The organism is Pseudoalteromonas sp. L23, assembly GCF_021728455.1.
In the GTDB taxonomy this organism is placed as follows: domain Bacteria; phylum Pseudomonadota; class Gammaproteobacteria; order Enterobacterales; family Alteromonadaceae; genus Pseudoalteromonas.
The window spans coordinates 185,467-200,842 of record NZ_JAKKCW010000007.1; the positions used below are offsets into that span (position 1 = coordinate 185,467).

Below are 15,376 nucleotides of genomic sequence, written 5' to 3' on the forward strand. Positions count from 1 at the left end.
TTCAAAAGTATGACCTACTAAGATCAACAGTCGTGTGATGCGAAAGGAGTTTGGAAAAGTTTATGAATAATCTCGTAAGAGTGATGCTTACTATGTTTGGTACACTTCAATCCCAAGGCGAAACTCCGAGATCTAATCGGTGTTTTTTAATCACTTGAAGAAATGCTGCCAATTGCGATTCTGCTAGTCTCCAACATATACCCTTACTTAGATATTTATCCCTGCGTTGGTCTTTGTCCTGGCAACGTAAGCCAAATAAAGATGGCTCATGTTCATCTTGAAACACCAATAAGCTATCAAGACTTTCAAAATCGATCGTTTTGTCTCGCAAAAACAGATAAGAAATCACAATCGTGCAATTCTTGACATCTAAAACCAACTTATTTTGAATCGTAACCAACAAGTAAAATCCAGCCGAGACCATAAAAGTGACACAGTATAAGCTAAACCAAAAAAGTATTTTAGGGTTACTGAGAAGTTCAGACTTAAACGCCGACGCTGCGCTCTGCGGTGAGTATATCCCCTCCGACATCCAAGCTGATATGCCGAAAAAAACGGCTAATGCAAATAATAGACGAGATACTTTAATTGAAAAGTAAAATTGCGTAGTGTTTACTTCATCTACCAGTGTAGACTCCCCTCGGGGAGAGGTTTGTATGTGATCGTCCACGATTGATGTTCCCTTTACTGCTATTTTTAAGTTGATATTACTGCAAACTATGGAAAATATGCAGCCACAAAATAACTAGCATTCCATGGCTGCTTGCCGATTACTGCTTACTCTTAATTAGTCCTACCGGACCGCTATGAGTTGTCGCTGTAAATTGTAAGCTTGGAGTTTCTAAATGGATTACCAACCCTAAACTAGCGGCAGAGATAGATTCATCCGAATTGACTCGACCATCCGCGTTAAGATCTTGCCAAACCATTAGACGGTCAAAATTGCTATCTAATGCGTCTATCTTCAAGTCGCGATTGCTATCTAATAGCAATAAAGTATCCAACTGAGTATCTGCATGACCAAGATGCACTTCATTAACACTGTCGAGCTCGCCGCTTCCGTTAAAGTCTATGAATAACATTCCGTCACTTTGACCTAAGGAAATCTCTCTGTCTGCTTGCGCGGACTGCCAGCGAACACCATTGTTATCTAGATCAAGCATAACAATGTACGTGTTATCAAGCAGATCGATGCTTCTCAGATGCTCTCGACATAACATATCGGGCCTAGTTACCCGCTGATAACCGCAGCGCATGTCATTGAGTATTTCATTTCCTTTATTCACGACTTTTTGATAATAGCTAGCAGCAGTCATCGCATCCTTGACATACGTATCGTAAACAAAATTTTCAACAGCTGTTTCAACACTATTACCAGCCGCGTAGCTGAACCCAACAGAGACTGCAGCCTTGCCAACAGCAACTACAGGGTTTTTACCTAACATTCGACCAACAGCATCGATCGTTTTACCAGTTTTAACCGCAACCACAAATGCAAGTGCCTCAGCTAACGCTTCTTGACCCTCACCATTCCATGCGTGACTAAAGCCTTGTACGCCACTGTTGAGCCTATCGGCGAGTTTACCTAAGTTTTGAAGCATTCCATTGACTTGTTTATAGGCTGAACTATTTGGGTCTAGGCCATTTAATATTTGCTTTAGCTTCAACTGGAATTGCGCGACAACGTTAGTAATATCGCCTGCATCTTCTTTAAATTGTTTAGCTTCTTTCTCTTTTTGACTATTTTGATTACTTGATGATGAGCCGCCTCCTCCGCCTCCGCCGTCAGAAAAACCTGAACCACCACCATAACCCCAGCTAATGAAGCCACCAAATCCGCCACCAGAATTACCTCCACCACAAGCTAGTGTGTAGCTTTCACATGAATAAACCACTGTGATTCGTTCTATTTCTGATAACTGGTAACCAGAACTGGCATAGTCACTATCGAAGTCTGCGGTATAACTAGGTTGAGTTTTATCGCACTCACCGATATAGCTCCACGCTTCATAATCACCATCGGAGAATAAAGGGTTTTGATTTTTTGACCAATAGCTCGCTTCATAAACAAAGCGGCCAAAAGCAACACGCTCCCCTTGTGTATACGCGCGATTACTATACCAAGAAGCAGGACAGTGATTTACACCTTGCTCCGGTAACTCAATCTCGCCATTTAATACTTGGTTTGCTTTATAAAAGTCGACTAATCCAAAACCAAATTTACCATCTCTGCCCTGTTTTCCCAGGTCTTCGGCACTGCCAAATAACGCTTGAATTAGCGTTTCTCTATCCACATTAGGGTTAGCTGATTTGAGCTTGGCTATACCAGCACTTACAATGGCTGCTGCTTGTGATGTGCCGGATAAAACAGCATACTCAGACTGATTTACATCAACCTGTAAATCGAATGTCTCTGAACTTCCGTGTGTTAACGTCAAGTTTGGAATAAGTAGAGTCGGGAAGCTTGTACTAAAATCGATCTTGCTAATGGTAGTATCTGCAATACCAACATCATAAGTAAATACTAACCCACTACCGTTAGCATCAGCGCATGTGTCTGTAGCATCTTTTAACCACTGCTTGCTTTCAGGGGATAGAGCATATTGTGTATCATGCTCATCCAATAGCGTTTTAGGCAGCGCTACCAAGCAATTTTCCACTAAGCTCAATTCATTTGGAAAGTCCTGAGTACCATTATCAATCTGAACAAAGTGCAGTTTATTTCCTACCTTATTGCTCACCGCAGTCACTCGATTACGATTCGTCATTGTCGAACGAATATTCACACCGGGCGCAACTAGATCAATACTGGCATTCTCAGCGGAAAAATATGCAAGATCCGTATTTTCATCGATCGCGCCAACGGCAATCACATTTCGATAAGCCGCTGGAAACGCTAGGTAGTCACCTTTATCTGATTGAGGTATCCCGTGATTTCCCGCAGCAGCAACAAAAATAATGTCTCTGTCATAGGCAAGTCTATCGATCACATCTCGAGTAGCAGATGAAAAGTATGGACTACTAAGCGACATATTAATCACTTGAGCACCTGAATTTGCACATTGCTCTATGGCACTAATTAGGTCTGAATCGCGGATAATAGAATTCTCACCATTAGCCGATCGTAGTAATTTTCGTACTTCAACGGATATTTCACCGTTCGCAAAAACAGGATCGGTAAGTAGTCCAGCGAGGTGAGTTCCGTGCCCAATCGCATCTTGATACCAGAAGCCTGCATACTCACTACTCAGCCCTGAAAATAACTGTGAGCTCAATTGGGAATGATTAAGTTGAACACCTGAATCGATCAGACATACTTTCGTTGTACCAACGGTCTGAACCTCCAGTTTAGAAAGCTTTGTTAACTGTTGCCAGTTAAGCTGATTTTGCGATTTATCACCCGCATTATGAGAAAGTAATTGAGGGAAATGATACCTATGATTTCCCTCAATCCGCAGTAAACCACCTTGATTAAGTGATTCTACAAGTAGAGAGTCAAGTTCATTCTGGGTAACGGTGAGAGAAGCATAAGTACGGATACCATCTGAAGATAACAGCGTTGACCGCGCAACAAATGCTGAGGGTAAATTTCCCTGAGTGTAGCTCACAACAATAGGTGTTGTATTCTCATCGGCTCCAGATGCATATATGTGCCCTACGGGCAAAAGTGCCAATAATAAACTTTGTGCAAGTTTACTAAATTTCATCTTCTATTCCTTTTTTATTATCTTTTTCAAAGTATTGAAGGGTTTATTCTATTTCCTATTCCACCATATGAAGTATTCAGCTAATAATTGAGAGACGCTTATTGGACAGTCGCTTGTTAAGTAGTCGTTGTGATTAAATCAAAAGACTAGAGCGCACGATTTGTCCAGAGCACTATCAACTAGTTAAGAAAGCCTAATGCTATTGCTGATGAAAATTTGTGACCCTAGTAAACAGTTGGGGTATGAGGTAACAAAGAGGCAAAAGAAATCTCTTCCGCCCCTTAAGCATTGCTTATTTCAAAGAGTACTTAGCTAAATCATATGGTGGGATCCAGATACCGTAAGACATTTGAAACGGAGGCTTTACTGGGTCAATAGGGTCTGGAATAACACGAGGAAAATCCCAAGGAACAGGTGTTAAGCCATTATCATGCAGTGTGCCACCTTCGACTAACTCAAGTAACTCGGCTGCATTATTCAGCTCTTGCATATCGTAGTTTTTATTTCTCATTTTATTTTCCTTATTACATTTATTGATAGAGCTTGTACTCTCGAGAGTATACTTTGCGATAAACCGCTAAGTTTTGGTGCCTCTATCATTTACACCTAGAAGTCTGCCGCCACAGACTTTTATTCACTCACACAGCTTTAGCTAAACCTAACGCTCTGTATTGATGAATTGCATTTAATTTCTCGCTATTTAATCGCTCTCTCAGATTAGAGTCTGTCGCCAACCAAGAAGGAGGAAAATTTATACCCTGAATAGTGAAGCGATTTACGTTGTCATTAGATGTCGCAGAGATTGATTCTTCATAGATTTCAAATACACCGTGATCAAACGGGATACCTGAAGCCGCAACGCGCTGCTGAAAGCGCTCACGTAAACCGCTGGCGGCTAAAGTTAATGCTCGATGATGGCAATAAGGATTATTTCCTCGCTTTCCAAAAAATACATGAGCAGTCCAATTGCAACCAGCTCGGCACAGTTTCGCGTATTTACATCCCTTACAATTACCCCACAAATGTGCAATCGACACATCGTCCATTTCTTGACTATTAAAATTCAGTTCTGGTGCATTTTCATAAATATCCTTCAATGTACGTTCCCTGATGTTACCCCCTGTATATTCTTCGCTCGGCAATGATGGACATCCCTTGATCTTGCCATCAGCTTCAATGCCGATAGCTCCTTGTCCCGCAACGCAACCGGTATAAAACGAATACTTACTCTCTTGCATAAAAGTCCCTCTAAGCAAACGTTCATAAGGACCAAAATAACCAACATTATTACCAGGTTGAATTATGAGATCGTCTTTTCTGCCACGAACTGACAGCAACCCCAATAATGGATACAGATCGAGTAATTCATAAGGCTGCATCAACATCTCATTATTATCAGCCGCATTCCCCATTGGCACGGCCAATTGGATTCGCCAGTTTTTGACGCCGACATCAATTAATTTTTCGTACAATAAAGGAAGGTCCTTTGCGCTTTTTCTTGTTACTGTAGTATTTACTCCAGTATGTACTCCCAAATCTTTAAATTGAGATAATGTGGTGAAGCATTGGCTCCACGAATCAGACTTGCCACGAATACTGTTATGCTCATCTTCAAGACCATCAATAGAAACCGAGACTGCTTCAATGCCCGCTTGAGCCATGCGCTTTGCGGTTCCTCTGGAAATGCCGTAACCTCCAGTCGTCATGGTGACTCTCATACCTTTATTTTTTATTTCTGACGCAATCATCAACCAATCAGGACGTAGATAAGCTTCGCCACCTATTAAGGTCACTTCCTTTACGCCTAGATCAGCCATCTGTTTGATTAAATCAAACGCTTCCGTAGTCGACAGCTCATCAGCTCGTTTATCACCCGCACGAGAACCACAATGACTACAGGCTAAGTTACACTTTAAGGTAATTTCCCACACAGCATAGGTGCTCCGATCATACTCTCGAACCTTCACACCAGCGTTTTCTAATGTATTTGTCATGCCTTATGCCCCATTTCAAACACGCCAAATGTCATAGCGTCTCAAACTTAGGTCCAATCATGTCAGTCAAAAATTTGTAAGGCAAATTACAATAAATAAATTTATTGTTTAAAAACAAAAAGATAAAAATAGCTTCTCAAAAAATAAGAGTTTGATAAAAATTAGCGGGATTTTTAGCTCTGTTTTCATTAAGTAATAATGAAGCAGGTTAACGCTTGAGAGATTAAGCACTCGAATTCAGATGATGGTATACGACCTCTGATGAAGCGGTTAAAAAGCAAACTGCTTACAGGTAATCCCACGGTGGGATCACATCATCTTTCAACAATGCATTGAGTAAAAGCGATTTGTCAGAAAGCAAGCAACAAAATAATGGGTGCAGCCGTGAATAAGTGCATATTACTTATGCATTAAGCGCTGATAAATTACTAAAGAAACCAAACAGAAATGGCCAGAGCTTGCTGACTTAGTTGCAATTGATGGCCAAACAACAAGAATTGATACACACTTTTATCTATCCCCGTCCCTGAAGATGCGCAAATAATGCAACAAGAAGAAATTCTCCACCATTGGTATATAGAAAGTCAGCAATATTAGGTGCTAGGCTTGACGACGAATTCAGAGAGAAACTCTTTTAGAGTTAGTTTTGTTAAAAAAATATGCTCTCACCTCAAGTAATCAATGCCAGAGGAGTGTTCTAACAATGTATCAACTTGCATAAATAGTCTGCCTACCTCAAGAAAATCCTCAAAATCAAAACCTTACATGAAGACAGGTTCTTAATCTTGTCCAGTGTCTAAATAAAACTCTTTGCTTATGCGCCATTCCTCTTTTTTGTTTATTCTAATGAAACGACACAGATTGCTAAACAACATCTTACTAGATGCTTATAGAATATTACTTTTTGATATTTTTTCCTCTAAACCAATGAATTTATTACTTTAATTTAATTTCTTAAAATTTGATTTTTTATTTTTTTATTGTTTTTATAATTTTCGGAGGCGAGCTGAACTCCCTCTAGAACAAGTCATCTTCTTTGGCGGAAGTGATGACTAATTATAATATCAATAAAAGGTAATGAAATGGAAAACATAATTGAGCTAAATGCAGCAGAAATGGCAGAGGTAAATGGTGGGGTAGCGTTTATAATTCCTCCAATGGTTGGTTTTGCTTTTAAAGTAACTGGAATTAGTCTGGGTACTATCGGCGGCTCTCTTGCGGTTTACTCTGCATATCGTACAATTTTCTATTAATTAAGGAATTAAAAATGCAAGAATTAAGCATTCAAAGTATTCAAGAAGTGAATGGTGGCTCGAGCTACCGTTATGCAAGAGCGTTTGGAAGAATCGCAGGTAGAAATCTAGCCAGAGGTATACTGATTGGTGGTCATGTTGGTCTTGTTTTGGGCCTTGGTATGATTGCATATGATCTGTATCATATGGAATAACCTTTGATGAGGCTGAATTCAGCCTCATTTTTCTAGATAACGTAGTAGAGAGAATAGAATGAATAACATCCTAGAAAAGCCATATAAGTTTTCACTATCTATATTATTACTTATATTAATCCCTTTTTTGTTTCATCTTAAATTAGATGCTGCCAGCATCCTAGCATTACTTAGCTTCATATCAAGCTTTCTCATTATAAATTCAATATTTATGAACCGCATTGTGCATTTTAAGATCGCAGAATGGATAATTTACATCATGATCTCATTATTTTATTTGCCTATGATGGATAAGTTTCCTGCATTTTTTATTTTTTGCATGGTTGTTTCTATCTATATCCTAAAAGTAGCTATATCAAAAATAAATGACGAAGAAGGGTGAACCTCTAATTTTATAATGATCAATTCCAACTACGCACTTTCCATTTATAATTTTCAAACTTGTTGGACTGATAATGTACCCATACGACCTCACTGCGAGATTATACCAAGACGAGATCATGAAAGTTTTATTATGTTCATCCTTAAACCAATTGAATTACTTGAAGATCTAAATGTTCTTACCACTCTCAAATTACAGATTTTTTGAATCACACAACCAAAACATCGCAATTTAAGTGTAAAAATGACACCAGAATCAACTAGGCACACACCACAAAAACACCCGTTTTAATTCAAGCTTCTTGATATCGTTTCATCGCATCATGAGCTGGTGAAACTGGCAAAACTCATTGATTAGCAGCGCTTAGAGATCGGATTTAAACAGCGCTATGGCGATAAAGGCGCTGACGCCAAGCCTGTCCCCCTTCTAGCGGGCCTCGAATACCTGAAACAAATTCACAAATTGTCTGACGAAAACACGGTGGTCATGTGGTGCGAAAACCCGTATTGGCAATATTTTTGTGGCATGCAATTTTTCACTCATGAGCGCCTTGCTGCCCAAGTTCAATGACACACTTTCGCAAGCGAATTGGCGAAGATGGGGTTGAATTGAGCTTTCGTTAACTGTTGATACTGGTCTTAAAAGTAATACCATCAAGCCTGTAAGCTTACGAAAGGTGGTTGTAGACAGCACCGTCATGGAGAAAAATATAGCCCACCCAACGGACAGTAAACTACTAGAAAAATGCCGTGATAAACTGGTTGGTTTCGCTAAGCAAGCCGGTATTCGGCTTAGGCAAAGTTATGAACGAATTGGCCCTAGGACCGCGCAAAAAGTAGCGGGCTATGCCCATGCTAAGCAATTTAAACGCATGATGAAAAAACAGAAAAACTATCTCATACGGGTGATGAAAGACATCTTGAGGAAAATCACCGGGCAGCCAAGTCAGGAGTTTATCCATACTCTACAACAGGCCGATCGGCTGTTAAAGCAAGAAAAACGAGTAAAAACAAACTCTATAGCCTACATGGGCCGGGTGTTGAATGTATCGCCAAGAAAAATTAATGAGGAGTTGAAGCGATCTAAGTAGATGTATGAAAATATTATGCCTGCTAAGATAAATAGCCAGCTAGAGCGATATCATAGTTCCAAAGAGGTAATCGTTATTTTTTACAATTATTGAATAAAAAAACCTCCACCCACAACCAATATAAAAAGTTCAACTAAAACTAATAGTCACAAAAAACCCTTTTTCAACTAAGGTATTATCCAACTCACTATTTTTAACTTCACTTTTAATACCAAAAAAGTAATCAACATCAATATCTGCAACCGCACCTTTAAATTCTATATTAACTTTTCTATCAGAAACATCTAAAGATTTTATTTCTCTACACTTAAACTTCCTAACAAAAGGAAATGTATAACAATATAGCTCCTTATTTTTTACTTTCATAGGGACTCTCCCCCTATAAAATACAAACAAGAATATAAAAATGAAAAGAAACAATTGAACAGAGTAATTGATGATACTACTATCCGAAACTGAAAGCCTCAAAATTGGTATTAAGAAAATTGTTAATGTTATTAATAAATTACACAAGAAAAAGCTCAAATTTCTCCCCCTACATAAATTTATAAACGTTGGGGCTTATTAAGCCCCAACACTCAGCTTTTTAGTAGCAAGCATAAGCACCGACGATCATGCCAAATGAACCGCCTAGCGAGCTACCACCAATAGCACCTGGACCAGCTCCAAAACCAAAACCGCCAAAGAATCCAGCAGCACCACCAACAGCACCACCAAGAAGCGCGCCACCAGCAGCAAATTTACCCATGCAGTCGCCGCCTGAAACTTCTTTACACTCGTTAAGTTTAATTTCTAACATTATCATTTTCCCTATTATTTAAGACAAACAGCAGTGCCAAAAGTTACACCGATATTGAATCCCCACATAGCTCCGCCAGCCATACCAACAGGGCCTGAGATACCACCGCCAATAAAGCCACCAAGAGTACCTAAGGCACCAAAGCCAGTAACACATGCAGCCTCAGCAAACCCAGCACCTTTAACTTCAATGATCTGATTTTTATTAATTTCTTTCATCTTTCTTCTCGCGTTAATTAAAACTTAAATTTCCAGCTACCAATTCCGCCAAAGCAGGTAGCCCTTAAAAAGGAGAGAATTAAATATTCAACTCAAATCGAACTTTAGACATAAAAAATAAACAAGTCAAATTATAAAAATACAATTTAACCTTTAAAAACATAAACATAGGTTAAAACTGTAAATTGGTAACATTTAAATAATAAAAAATCAGTAATAAGATACCAGCCGTACCTATAAAGGGTTAGAAAAATCTCCTAAGAACTCTTTGAAACTCTAGATATTCAACTTTTGGAATTTTTCACGATGACCTTTATTACAGTGACACACTGTCGGAATATTAAAAATTCATAGACAAAGTGTCTGATATAGAAATTTGAGGTAAACGAAAATAAGGTGGCATAAATATGGTGAGTTGTATCTTATATCTATTAAAATTTAAGATAGAGTCATACATCGGGCAGCCAATGAGGTTTAAGTCATTTTAAAGTAAAACCTGAGTTGCAAACAGGATCGAGGAACCTCCGAAACAGCTAAGGAATTGTAGGAAGAATAAGATATTTAATATCAGTTACTGAAAACTCGTGGGGAAATATTAAGGTAAAAGTAAATATGTGAGCGCTTAGTTATGACTGGGAGTTCTAAAATTTCCCAACGTTCTACGATGGCATTCAATGTATAGAACGCTTGCTCAGGTGCTATTTATTTTTTCATTGTATGAGTGAAAATTTACGGCCCAACAGAAAAGCCAATTATTAACCAATACAACTTCAACACTGAATAAGAAAGCTAATAACATAAATAGCTAAATAATCAATAATTTTTTCAAAGCCACGGCTAGAAAAATTAAAAAATTGTCACGTCCATAAAACATGGACATGACAAATAAAAAGATATTTTTATAGCAATGGATCTGAACCATCGTTTTCACGAACTAGAACAGGAGTCGGATTTTTTGAATAGTCGATGAAAGCATCGATCGCTTTCCCACCTAAGTATCCAACTACAAAATTCCAGTAACCACCATTAACTTCCTGAATTTGTTTTTTATTAATTTCTTTCATTTTCATCTCACTTTTAAATTTTAAATTATTTCGCCACCATGAAACCTAAGTAGCATTTCGATATAAGAGCAAATCAAAAAATCACCCTGCAACAAAATTTAATTTAAAATAAAACGACAGTCAAACATAGGGTTGAAAAATAAAACCTTATAAAACAACAAGAAGTAGAAATATAATAAATACATAACCTTTAACATCTCTACTTAACAAATAAAACCATTAAAAAACACAAAAAAGCATAAGAACCGTAATTTTATTATTGTAAACATTAAGAAAAAAATAAAAATACAACAAAGACATTGGAAATCCAATAGCAAAACAAAATCACAACCATTAAAAACTTAACAACTTATAAAACAGTCAACCCAAATATTTTTTATTAAACAAAAACTTCAAAACAAAAAAAGAAACAGCATAACAAAACGAATAAATAGAAACATCTAAAAACAACAACCAGAAATTAAAATCATCACTAAAAAAAGAAACCTCCCAATTAAAATATGAAACAACTAAAACATACATAATCGCTGATACCACTATCAACATTTCAAACTCCAAAAGTTCATCAATAGTAAATAAAACCCCATAAAAGGGGTTTTTAGTTTCATCTTAAAAATAAGTCGTAATATCGATAGGCCCTAAGCATGGGTCTGAAGGATAAAACGGCCCTCGATACCTTGGCGCTGTTGTAGGCAGGGAAGTACTGCCGCCATAAATTTTTTCTAATTGATATGTTAATTCAATCATTTCTCGTACCTTTTGATTAGTTTTGTTCATTTTATTTTCCTTATTACCTCAAGCTCCCGAGTGAGAGTGATTACTCGAAATCGTTTACTAGCTCAGAACAAATTCTCCACCAGCAGAAGTATCTGTATAAGGCTCATTTTCAATATTTAACTTACACACAGGTGCTTGTGTTGATTCACCCATAGGCATTTTCCTAGCCTCATAAATATCCTTATCCACCTCAACAGCTTCACCATATCGAAGCTCGATCACACGATCAGCACTGGCTATGGTTTCAGGGCGGTGAGCGATAATGATACGAGTTATATCTAATGACTTAACTGCAGTATTAACTGCATATTCAAGCTTGGTATCAAGATTACTCGTAGCCTCATCCATAAATAAAATTTTAGGTTTGCGATATAACGCACGAGCTAATAGTAGGCGCTGAATTTGACCACCAGATAGTGCAGCTCCCATGTCACCAACCAGCGTGTTATAACCCATAGTCATATTAGCAATATCTTTATCTATAGCTGCAACCTGAGCAGCCCACTCTACTTGCTTCATATCTAACTGCGGATCAAAAAATGAGATGTTATCGGCTATTGATCCAGATAGTAGCTGATCATCTTGCATAACTCCGGCTATTTGAGAGCGATAGCTACCTAAACCTAATTGACGAATATCTTGATTATCAACCAATACCTTTCCATCATCAGGCTCAAAAAGTCCAAGCATAATTTTTGCGAGCGTTGTTTTACCACAACCAGAAGGGCCTATTATTGCAACAGATTCACCAGCTTCAATTTGCAAATTAAGTGATTTAAAAATAGGTGCGTCTTTTTGATTATATTTATAGGCAATATTTTGTAGCTCAATCTTTCCCGTTAATGGAGAGCCTGATATTTTTCGCTCAATATCTTGTTCTTTATCTGTGAGTGTAATATCACCTAAGCGATTGAAGTGCAGGTTCAGCATTTTAAATTCAATGGCTTTCTCAACAAGACCTGCCATTTTTTCTACGAACTGTCTTTTATATGCCATAAAGGCAAATAACATCCCTACCGTTAGGTCGCCATTCATCACTAATAAAGCAGCAAAATAGATAACCAGTACGTTTTCAACGCCAAAAATAACTTTATTTACTGCTTCATACCCGATATTTAAATGTCCAACGCGTATACCTGCGTTCAGACTATCCGCATATTTATTATGCCAAACACTTTGTCTTTGTACTTCACGACCAAATAGCTTTATCGTTTGTATTCCGCGAATGGTTTCCATGAAGTTAGATTGCTCTTTTGCAGAATTCACAATGACTTCTTCCGACATTTGCCTCAATGGTCGGTACATTGCAATTCTGAAAATGGCATATAACACAATGGCAACTAGCACTACGAAGCTCAATTTGGGGCTGTAAATAAAAATCATCACTAGTGTGGCAATTGCCATAATACCATCGATGATAACTTCAATTACTCCCTGAGTTAGTAGGTCTTTCACTTGTTGTAATGAGCCAAAACGCGAAACCACATCACCAATATGGCGCTTTTCAAAGTACTTTAAAGGTAAGCGTATTAAATGATAAAACAGGTTGGAGCCAAGCTGTATACTCATCAAGTTTCCAAAGTGTAATAGCAAAACACTCCGAACGGCACCAGTTATCATTTCAATTAGCATAAGAAGGCCAAAGCCTATCGCCAATATCGCGAGTAAGTTCTTATCGTAGCTGAGCACAACTTCGTCGACAACTAACTGCATATAGTAAGGACTTGCAATCGCGAACGCCTGGAGTAATACCGATAAAATAAACACTTTACCAAGTGTTGATTTCATCCCAGTCACCTTGCTCCAAAAGTCAGATAACTTCAAGTTTACTCTCGTATCCTCAGAGCGAAACTCCTCTGTTGGATTTAGCTCTAAAGCAACACCAGTAAAATGCTTAGAAAACTCGCTTAATGTATATTTTCGTAAACCAACTCCAGGGTCATGTATTTCGACTCCGCGACTTGAAACTTTTTTTAATACCACAAAGTGGTTCATATCCCAATGTAAAATGCAGGGGGTCTTGAGCTTAGGTAGATGCTCTAAGTCTAGCCGTAGTGCTCTTGTGCTAAACTTTAACTTATCAGCAATCTGCATCAACTCTTCTAAATTTGCTCCTTTGAGCGATATTTCGTGTTCACGTCTAAGCGAAGTAAGATCGGTTTTATGACCATGGTATGCCGCTACCATAGCTAAGCTAGCTAAACCACATTCAGCGGCTTCAGTTTGCAAGATCACAGGTAGACGCTTATTGCCACTAAATCTCAATAAATGCATAGGATTTTCCATTATAACGCTCCTTTGATGCTGTAAATTGGTTCAAATAACCACTCAAATAATGAGCGACTATCAACCATAATGTCGGCTTCTAGTAACATTCCAGCTTGGAGCGGAACTGTCGCGCCATAGGCATTAGCAGACTGAGATTTAAGACTTACAACTACTTGATATACCGGTTCTCGCAAAGATACAGGGGCATTTGCTTCATTAGGTAATAAAATTGATTTAGAAACTGTATTAATATGCCCTTCATATATGCCAAAGCGCTGATATGGAAATGCTTGGTAACGGATCCGAGTAAGCTGCTCGGGTTTTACAAAGCCATAAGCTCTCGTTGGCACAAACAAAATAGCCTCCAACTCCGCATTATGCGGCAAGACAGTCATTATGGGAGTTTGTCCATTTGCAACCATCCCCGGTTTAACAAGTAGATTGCTAACTTTGCCATCCATTTGGCTCAGTATATTGTAGCTCTGCTGGCCTTGTGCTTGTCTGATTTGTTGGTTGATACTTGCGAGTTGTGACTGAAGGCTTACTTGTTTTTCTCGATGATCTATAGGTAACTGCGCTAGCTCATATTGAAGTTGACTCATCTGTTCTCTTTGACTGGATAGCCGCGACAACAGCTCTTCTTGCTGCTGAGTAATTGCTAATAAGTTGTCTTTTTGAGTCTTTAAGTCATTACCTGAAGCAAACCCCTTTGTGATAAGTGCTTCTGTATTTTTGACTCGCTCATCGCTAAGCGCTACTCGCTCGGATAGTAGTCGTAACTGGTTTTTAGCCTTTTCTAGCTGAATTGATAAACTTGCGATCTGAGACTCAAGTTTATCCTGATTCATATCTCTCAACTTTATTTGATTCGCAAGATTTTCTTGCAATAGCTGCTTTTGCTTTTCCAACTCAGTGACAATCGCGGCATTCATGTCTGCACCAGAAGTCAGTACCCGCTCCATACGAATCGTTGCGAGCACTTCACCTTTCTTAACAGACTGACCTTCTTCTACCAGGACTCTATCAACTACCCCTGTGCCGAGCGGATAAATTTTACTAACCCCCTGAGTTGGTCTCAGGTAACCAGAAACCACTTCTTTTCTGTGGTACTCTCCTAGGAATAAATAAGCGCAACCTATAACTACGATAAGTACAATTACACCTAGTATCCAGTTGAATGACATATGAGTAGCGAGGGTAACTTCACCATCTAGTTTATGCCCTTGATGTAATAACGCTTCTTTTCTGAATAAGTCAGACATTATGCCACCTTATTGTCAGGCAACGCTGCAGAGTTAAAAATTCTCCATTCGTCGTTATCACGCGTCATCATGTGAACGTTGCTTGATACCTGAACAACTTCATTACCTTCAATTGTCGCTTCAAACCTTAAGCTATCTCGCACAATTAATAGGTCAGGTTGCTTTGAGATAAGCTCTACACCTTGTAATGAAAGTTTGAACTTAAATTGCTGTCTCATACCAGAAAACTGCTGATAATTTGCTTCAATAAGTGGAGAGTTACTACAATAAAATTGCGCTAAGTTATCTAACTCACCATTACATATTAGTTCGTAGTAATTATTAAAGTATTCTTCTAACGTCATTTTTAGTGCCTATTCAAACTAATA

General features: G+C 38.4%; 15 protein-coding genes. 3 read left to right on the forward strand and 12 right to left on the reverse strand.

Features of this window, described 5'->3' with window-relative positions; translation table 11 throughout:
• Window positions 1-106 precede the first annotated feature (106 nt).
• From L3V43_RS13510 to L3V43_RS13525, 4 genes are all read right to left on the reverse strand, one after another.
• On the reverse strand, window positions 107-670 hold the full coding sequence (locus L3V43_RS13510) for a hypothetical protein (protein ID WP_237116693.1): 564 nt from the start codon (window positions 668-670) through the stop codon (window positions 107-109).
• A gap of 100 nt (window positions 671-770) precedes the next feature.
• Window positions 771-3,707 carry a S8 family serine peptidase gene (locus L3V43_RS13515; RefSeq protein WP_237116692.1) on the reverse strand — a complete coding sequence of 979 codons (2,937 nt, stop codon included), beginning with the start codon at window positions 3,705-3,707 and terminating at the stop codon, window positions 771-773.
• 292 nt (window positions 3,708-3,999) lie between these two features.
• On the reverse strand, window positions 4,000-4,218 hold the full coding sequence (locus L3V43_RS13520) for a hypothetical protein (RefSeq protein ID WP_010607031.1): 219 nt from the start codon (window positions 4,216-4,218) through the stop codon (window positions 4,000-4,002).
• A gap of 127 nt (window positions 4,219-4,345) precedes the next feature.
• Window positions 4,346-5,701 carry a radical SAM protein gene (locus L3V43_RS13525; RefSeq protein ID WP_235368518.1) on the reverse strand — a complete coding sequence of 452 codons (1,356 nt, stop codon included), beginning with the start codon at window positions 5,699-5,701 and terminating at the stop codon, window positions 4,346-4,348.
• Between the two features lie 1,082 nt (window positions 5,702-6,783).
• On the opposite strand from L3V43_RS13525, the gene L3V43_RS13530 reads away from it, so the two are divergent.
• The 3 genes from L3V43_RS13530 to L3V43_RS13540 all read left to right on the forward strand — a co-directional run bounded on the left by L3V43_RS13530 (window position 6,784) and on the right by L3V43_RS13540 (window position 8,620).
• The gene (locus tag L3V43_RS13530) at window positions 6,784-6,954 is read left to right on the forward strand and encodes a hypothetical protein (protein WP_237116691.1); all 171 of its coding nucleotides are present in this window, start codon (window positions 6,784-6,786) and stop codon (window positions 6,952-6,954) included.
• A gap of 14 nt (window positions 6,955-6,968) precedes the next feature.
• The gene (locus L3V43_RS13535; RefSeq protein WP_227386645.1) at window positions 6,969-7,148 is read left to right on the forward strand and encodes a hypothetical protein; all 180 of its coding nucleotides are present in this window, start codon (window positions 6,969-6,971) and stop codon (window positions 7,146-7,148) included.
• 1,079 nt (window positions 7,149-8,227) lie between these two features.
• Window positions 8,228-8,620, forward strand: a complete 393-nt coding sequence (locus L3V43_RS13540) for a hypothetical protein (protein WP_206473574.1) — start codon at window positions 8,228-8,230, stop codon at window positions 8,618-8,620.
• Between the two features lie 129 nt (window positions 8,621-8,749).
• Here the strand turns inward: L3V43_RS13540 and L3V43_RS13545 are convergent, their stop codons facing one another.
• From L3V43_RS13545 to L3V43_RS13580, 8 genes are all read right to left on the reverse strand, one after another.
• Entirely contained in the window at window positions 8,750-8,986 is a 237-nt protein-coding gene (locus L3V43_RS13545; protein WP_237116690.1) for a hypothetical protein, read from the reverse strand.
• A 220-nt stretch (window positions 8,987-9,206) separates the two neighbouring features.
• Window positions 9,207-9,419: a hypothetical protein gene (locus L3V43_RS13550; RefSeq protein ID WP_102057812.1), complete on the reverse strand. Its 213-nt coding sequence runs from the start codon at window positions 9,417-9,419 to the stop codon at window positions 9,207-9,209.
• Between the two features lie 14 nt (window positions 9,420-9,433).
• Entirely contained in the window at window positions 9,434-9,637 is a 204-nt protein-coding gene (locus L3V43_RS13555) for a bacteriocin-like peptide (protein ID WP_088532202.1), read from the reverse strand.
• Window positions 9,638-10,536: 899 nt separating this feature from the next.
• Window positions 10,537-10,701: a hypothetical protein gene (locus L3V43_RS13560; protein WP_206473578.1), complete on the reverse strand. Its 165-nt coding sequence runs from the start codon at window positions 10,699-10,701 to the stop codon at window positions 10,537-10,539.
• A gap of 609 nt (window positions 10,702-11,310) precedes the next feature.
• Complete coding sequence (locus L3V43_RS13565) at window positions 11,311-11,478, reverse strand: hypothetical protein (protein ID WP_237116689.1); 168 nt, start codon at window positions 11,476-11,478, stop codon at window positions 11,311-11,313.
• 57 nt (window positions 11,479-11,535) lie between these two features.
• On the reverse strand, window positions 11,536-13,764 hold the full coding sequence (locus tag L3V43_RS13570; RefSeq protein WP_237116688.1) for a peptidase domain-containing ABC transporter: 2,229 nt from the start codon (window positions 13,762-13,764) through the stop codon (window positions 11,536-11,538).
• Entirely contained in the window at window positions 13,764-15,008 is a 1,245-nt protein-coding gene (locus L3V43_RS13575) for an HlyD family efflux transporter periplasmic adaptor subunit (RefSeq protein WP_010604134.1), read from the reverse strand. Before L3V43_RS13575 ends, L3V43_RS13570 begins: the two co-directional genes overlap by 1 nt.
• The gene (locus L3V43_RS13580; protein ID WP_010604135.1) at window positions 15,008-15,352 is read right to left on the reverse strand and encodes a hypothetical protein; all 345 of its coding nucleotides are present in this window, start codon (window positions 15,350-15,352) and stop codon (window positions 15,008-15,010) included. Before L3V43_RS13580 ends, L3V43_RS13575 begins: the two co-directional genes overlap by 1 nt.
• Between the last annotated feature and the right edge of the window lie 24 nt (window positions 15,353-15,376).

Bases quoted from the DNA above. Each gene is read 5' to 3' on its own strand.
- L3V43_RS13515 (WP_237116692.1), bottom strand. From the start codon at position 3,707: ATGAAATTTAGTAAACTTGCACAAAGTTTATTATTGGCACTTTTGCCC.
- L3V43_RS13520 (WP_010607031.1), bottom strand. From the start codon at position 4,218: ATGAGAAATAAAAACTACGATATGCAAGAGCTGAATAATGCAGCCGAG.
- L3V43_RS13525 (WP_235368518.1), bottom strand. From the start codon at position 5,701: ATGACAAATACATTAGAAAACGCTGGTGTGAAGGTTCGAGAGTATGAT.
- L3V43_RS13530 (WP_237116691.1), top strand. From the start codon at position 6,784: ATGGAAAACATAATTGAGCTAAATGCAGCAGAAATGGCAGAGGTAAAT.
- L3V43_RS13535 (WP_227386645.1), top strand. From the start codon at position 6,969: ATGCAAGAATTAAGCATTCAAAGTATTCAAGAAGTGAATGGTGGCTCG.
- L3V43_RS13540 (WP_206473574.1), top strand. From the start codon at position 8,228: ATGGAGAAAAATATAGCCCACCCAACGGACAGTAAACTACTAGAAAAA.
- L3V43_RS13545 (WP_237116690.1), bottom strand. From the start codon at position 8,986: ATGAAAGTAAAAAATAAGGAGCTATATTGTTATACATTTCCTTTTGTT.
- L3V43_RS13550 (WP_102057812.1), bottom strand. From the start codon at position 9,419: ATGTTAGAAATTAAACTTAACGAGTGTAAAGAAGTTTCAGGCGGCGAC.
- L3V43_RS13555 (WP_088532202.1), bottom strand. From the start codon at position 9,637: ATGAAAGAAATTAATAAAAATCAGATCATTGAAGTTAAAGGTGCTGGG.
- L3V43_RS13560 (WP_206473578.1), bottom strand. From the start codon at position 10,701: ATGAAAGAAATTAATAAAAAACAAATTCAGGAAGTTAATGGTGGTTAC.
- L3V43_RS13565 (WP_237116689.1), bottom strand. From the start codon at position 11,478: ATGAACAAAACTAATCAAAAGGTACGAGAAATGATTGAATTAACATAT.
- L3V43_RS13570 (WP_237116688.1), bottom strand. From the start codon at position 13,764: ATGGAAAATCCTATGCATTTATTGAGATTTAGTGGCAATAAGCGTCTA.
- L3V43_RS13575 (WP_010604134.1), bottom strand. From the start codon at position 15,008: ATGTCTGACTTATTCAGAAAAGAAGCGTTATTACATCAAGGGCATAAA.
- L3V43_RS13580 (WP_010604135.1), bottom strand. From the start codon at position 15,352: ATGACGTTAGAAGAATACTTTAATAATTACTACGAACTAATATGTAAT.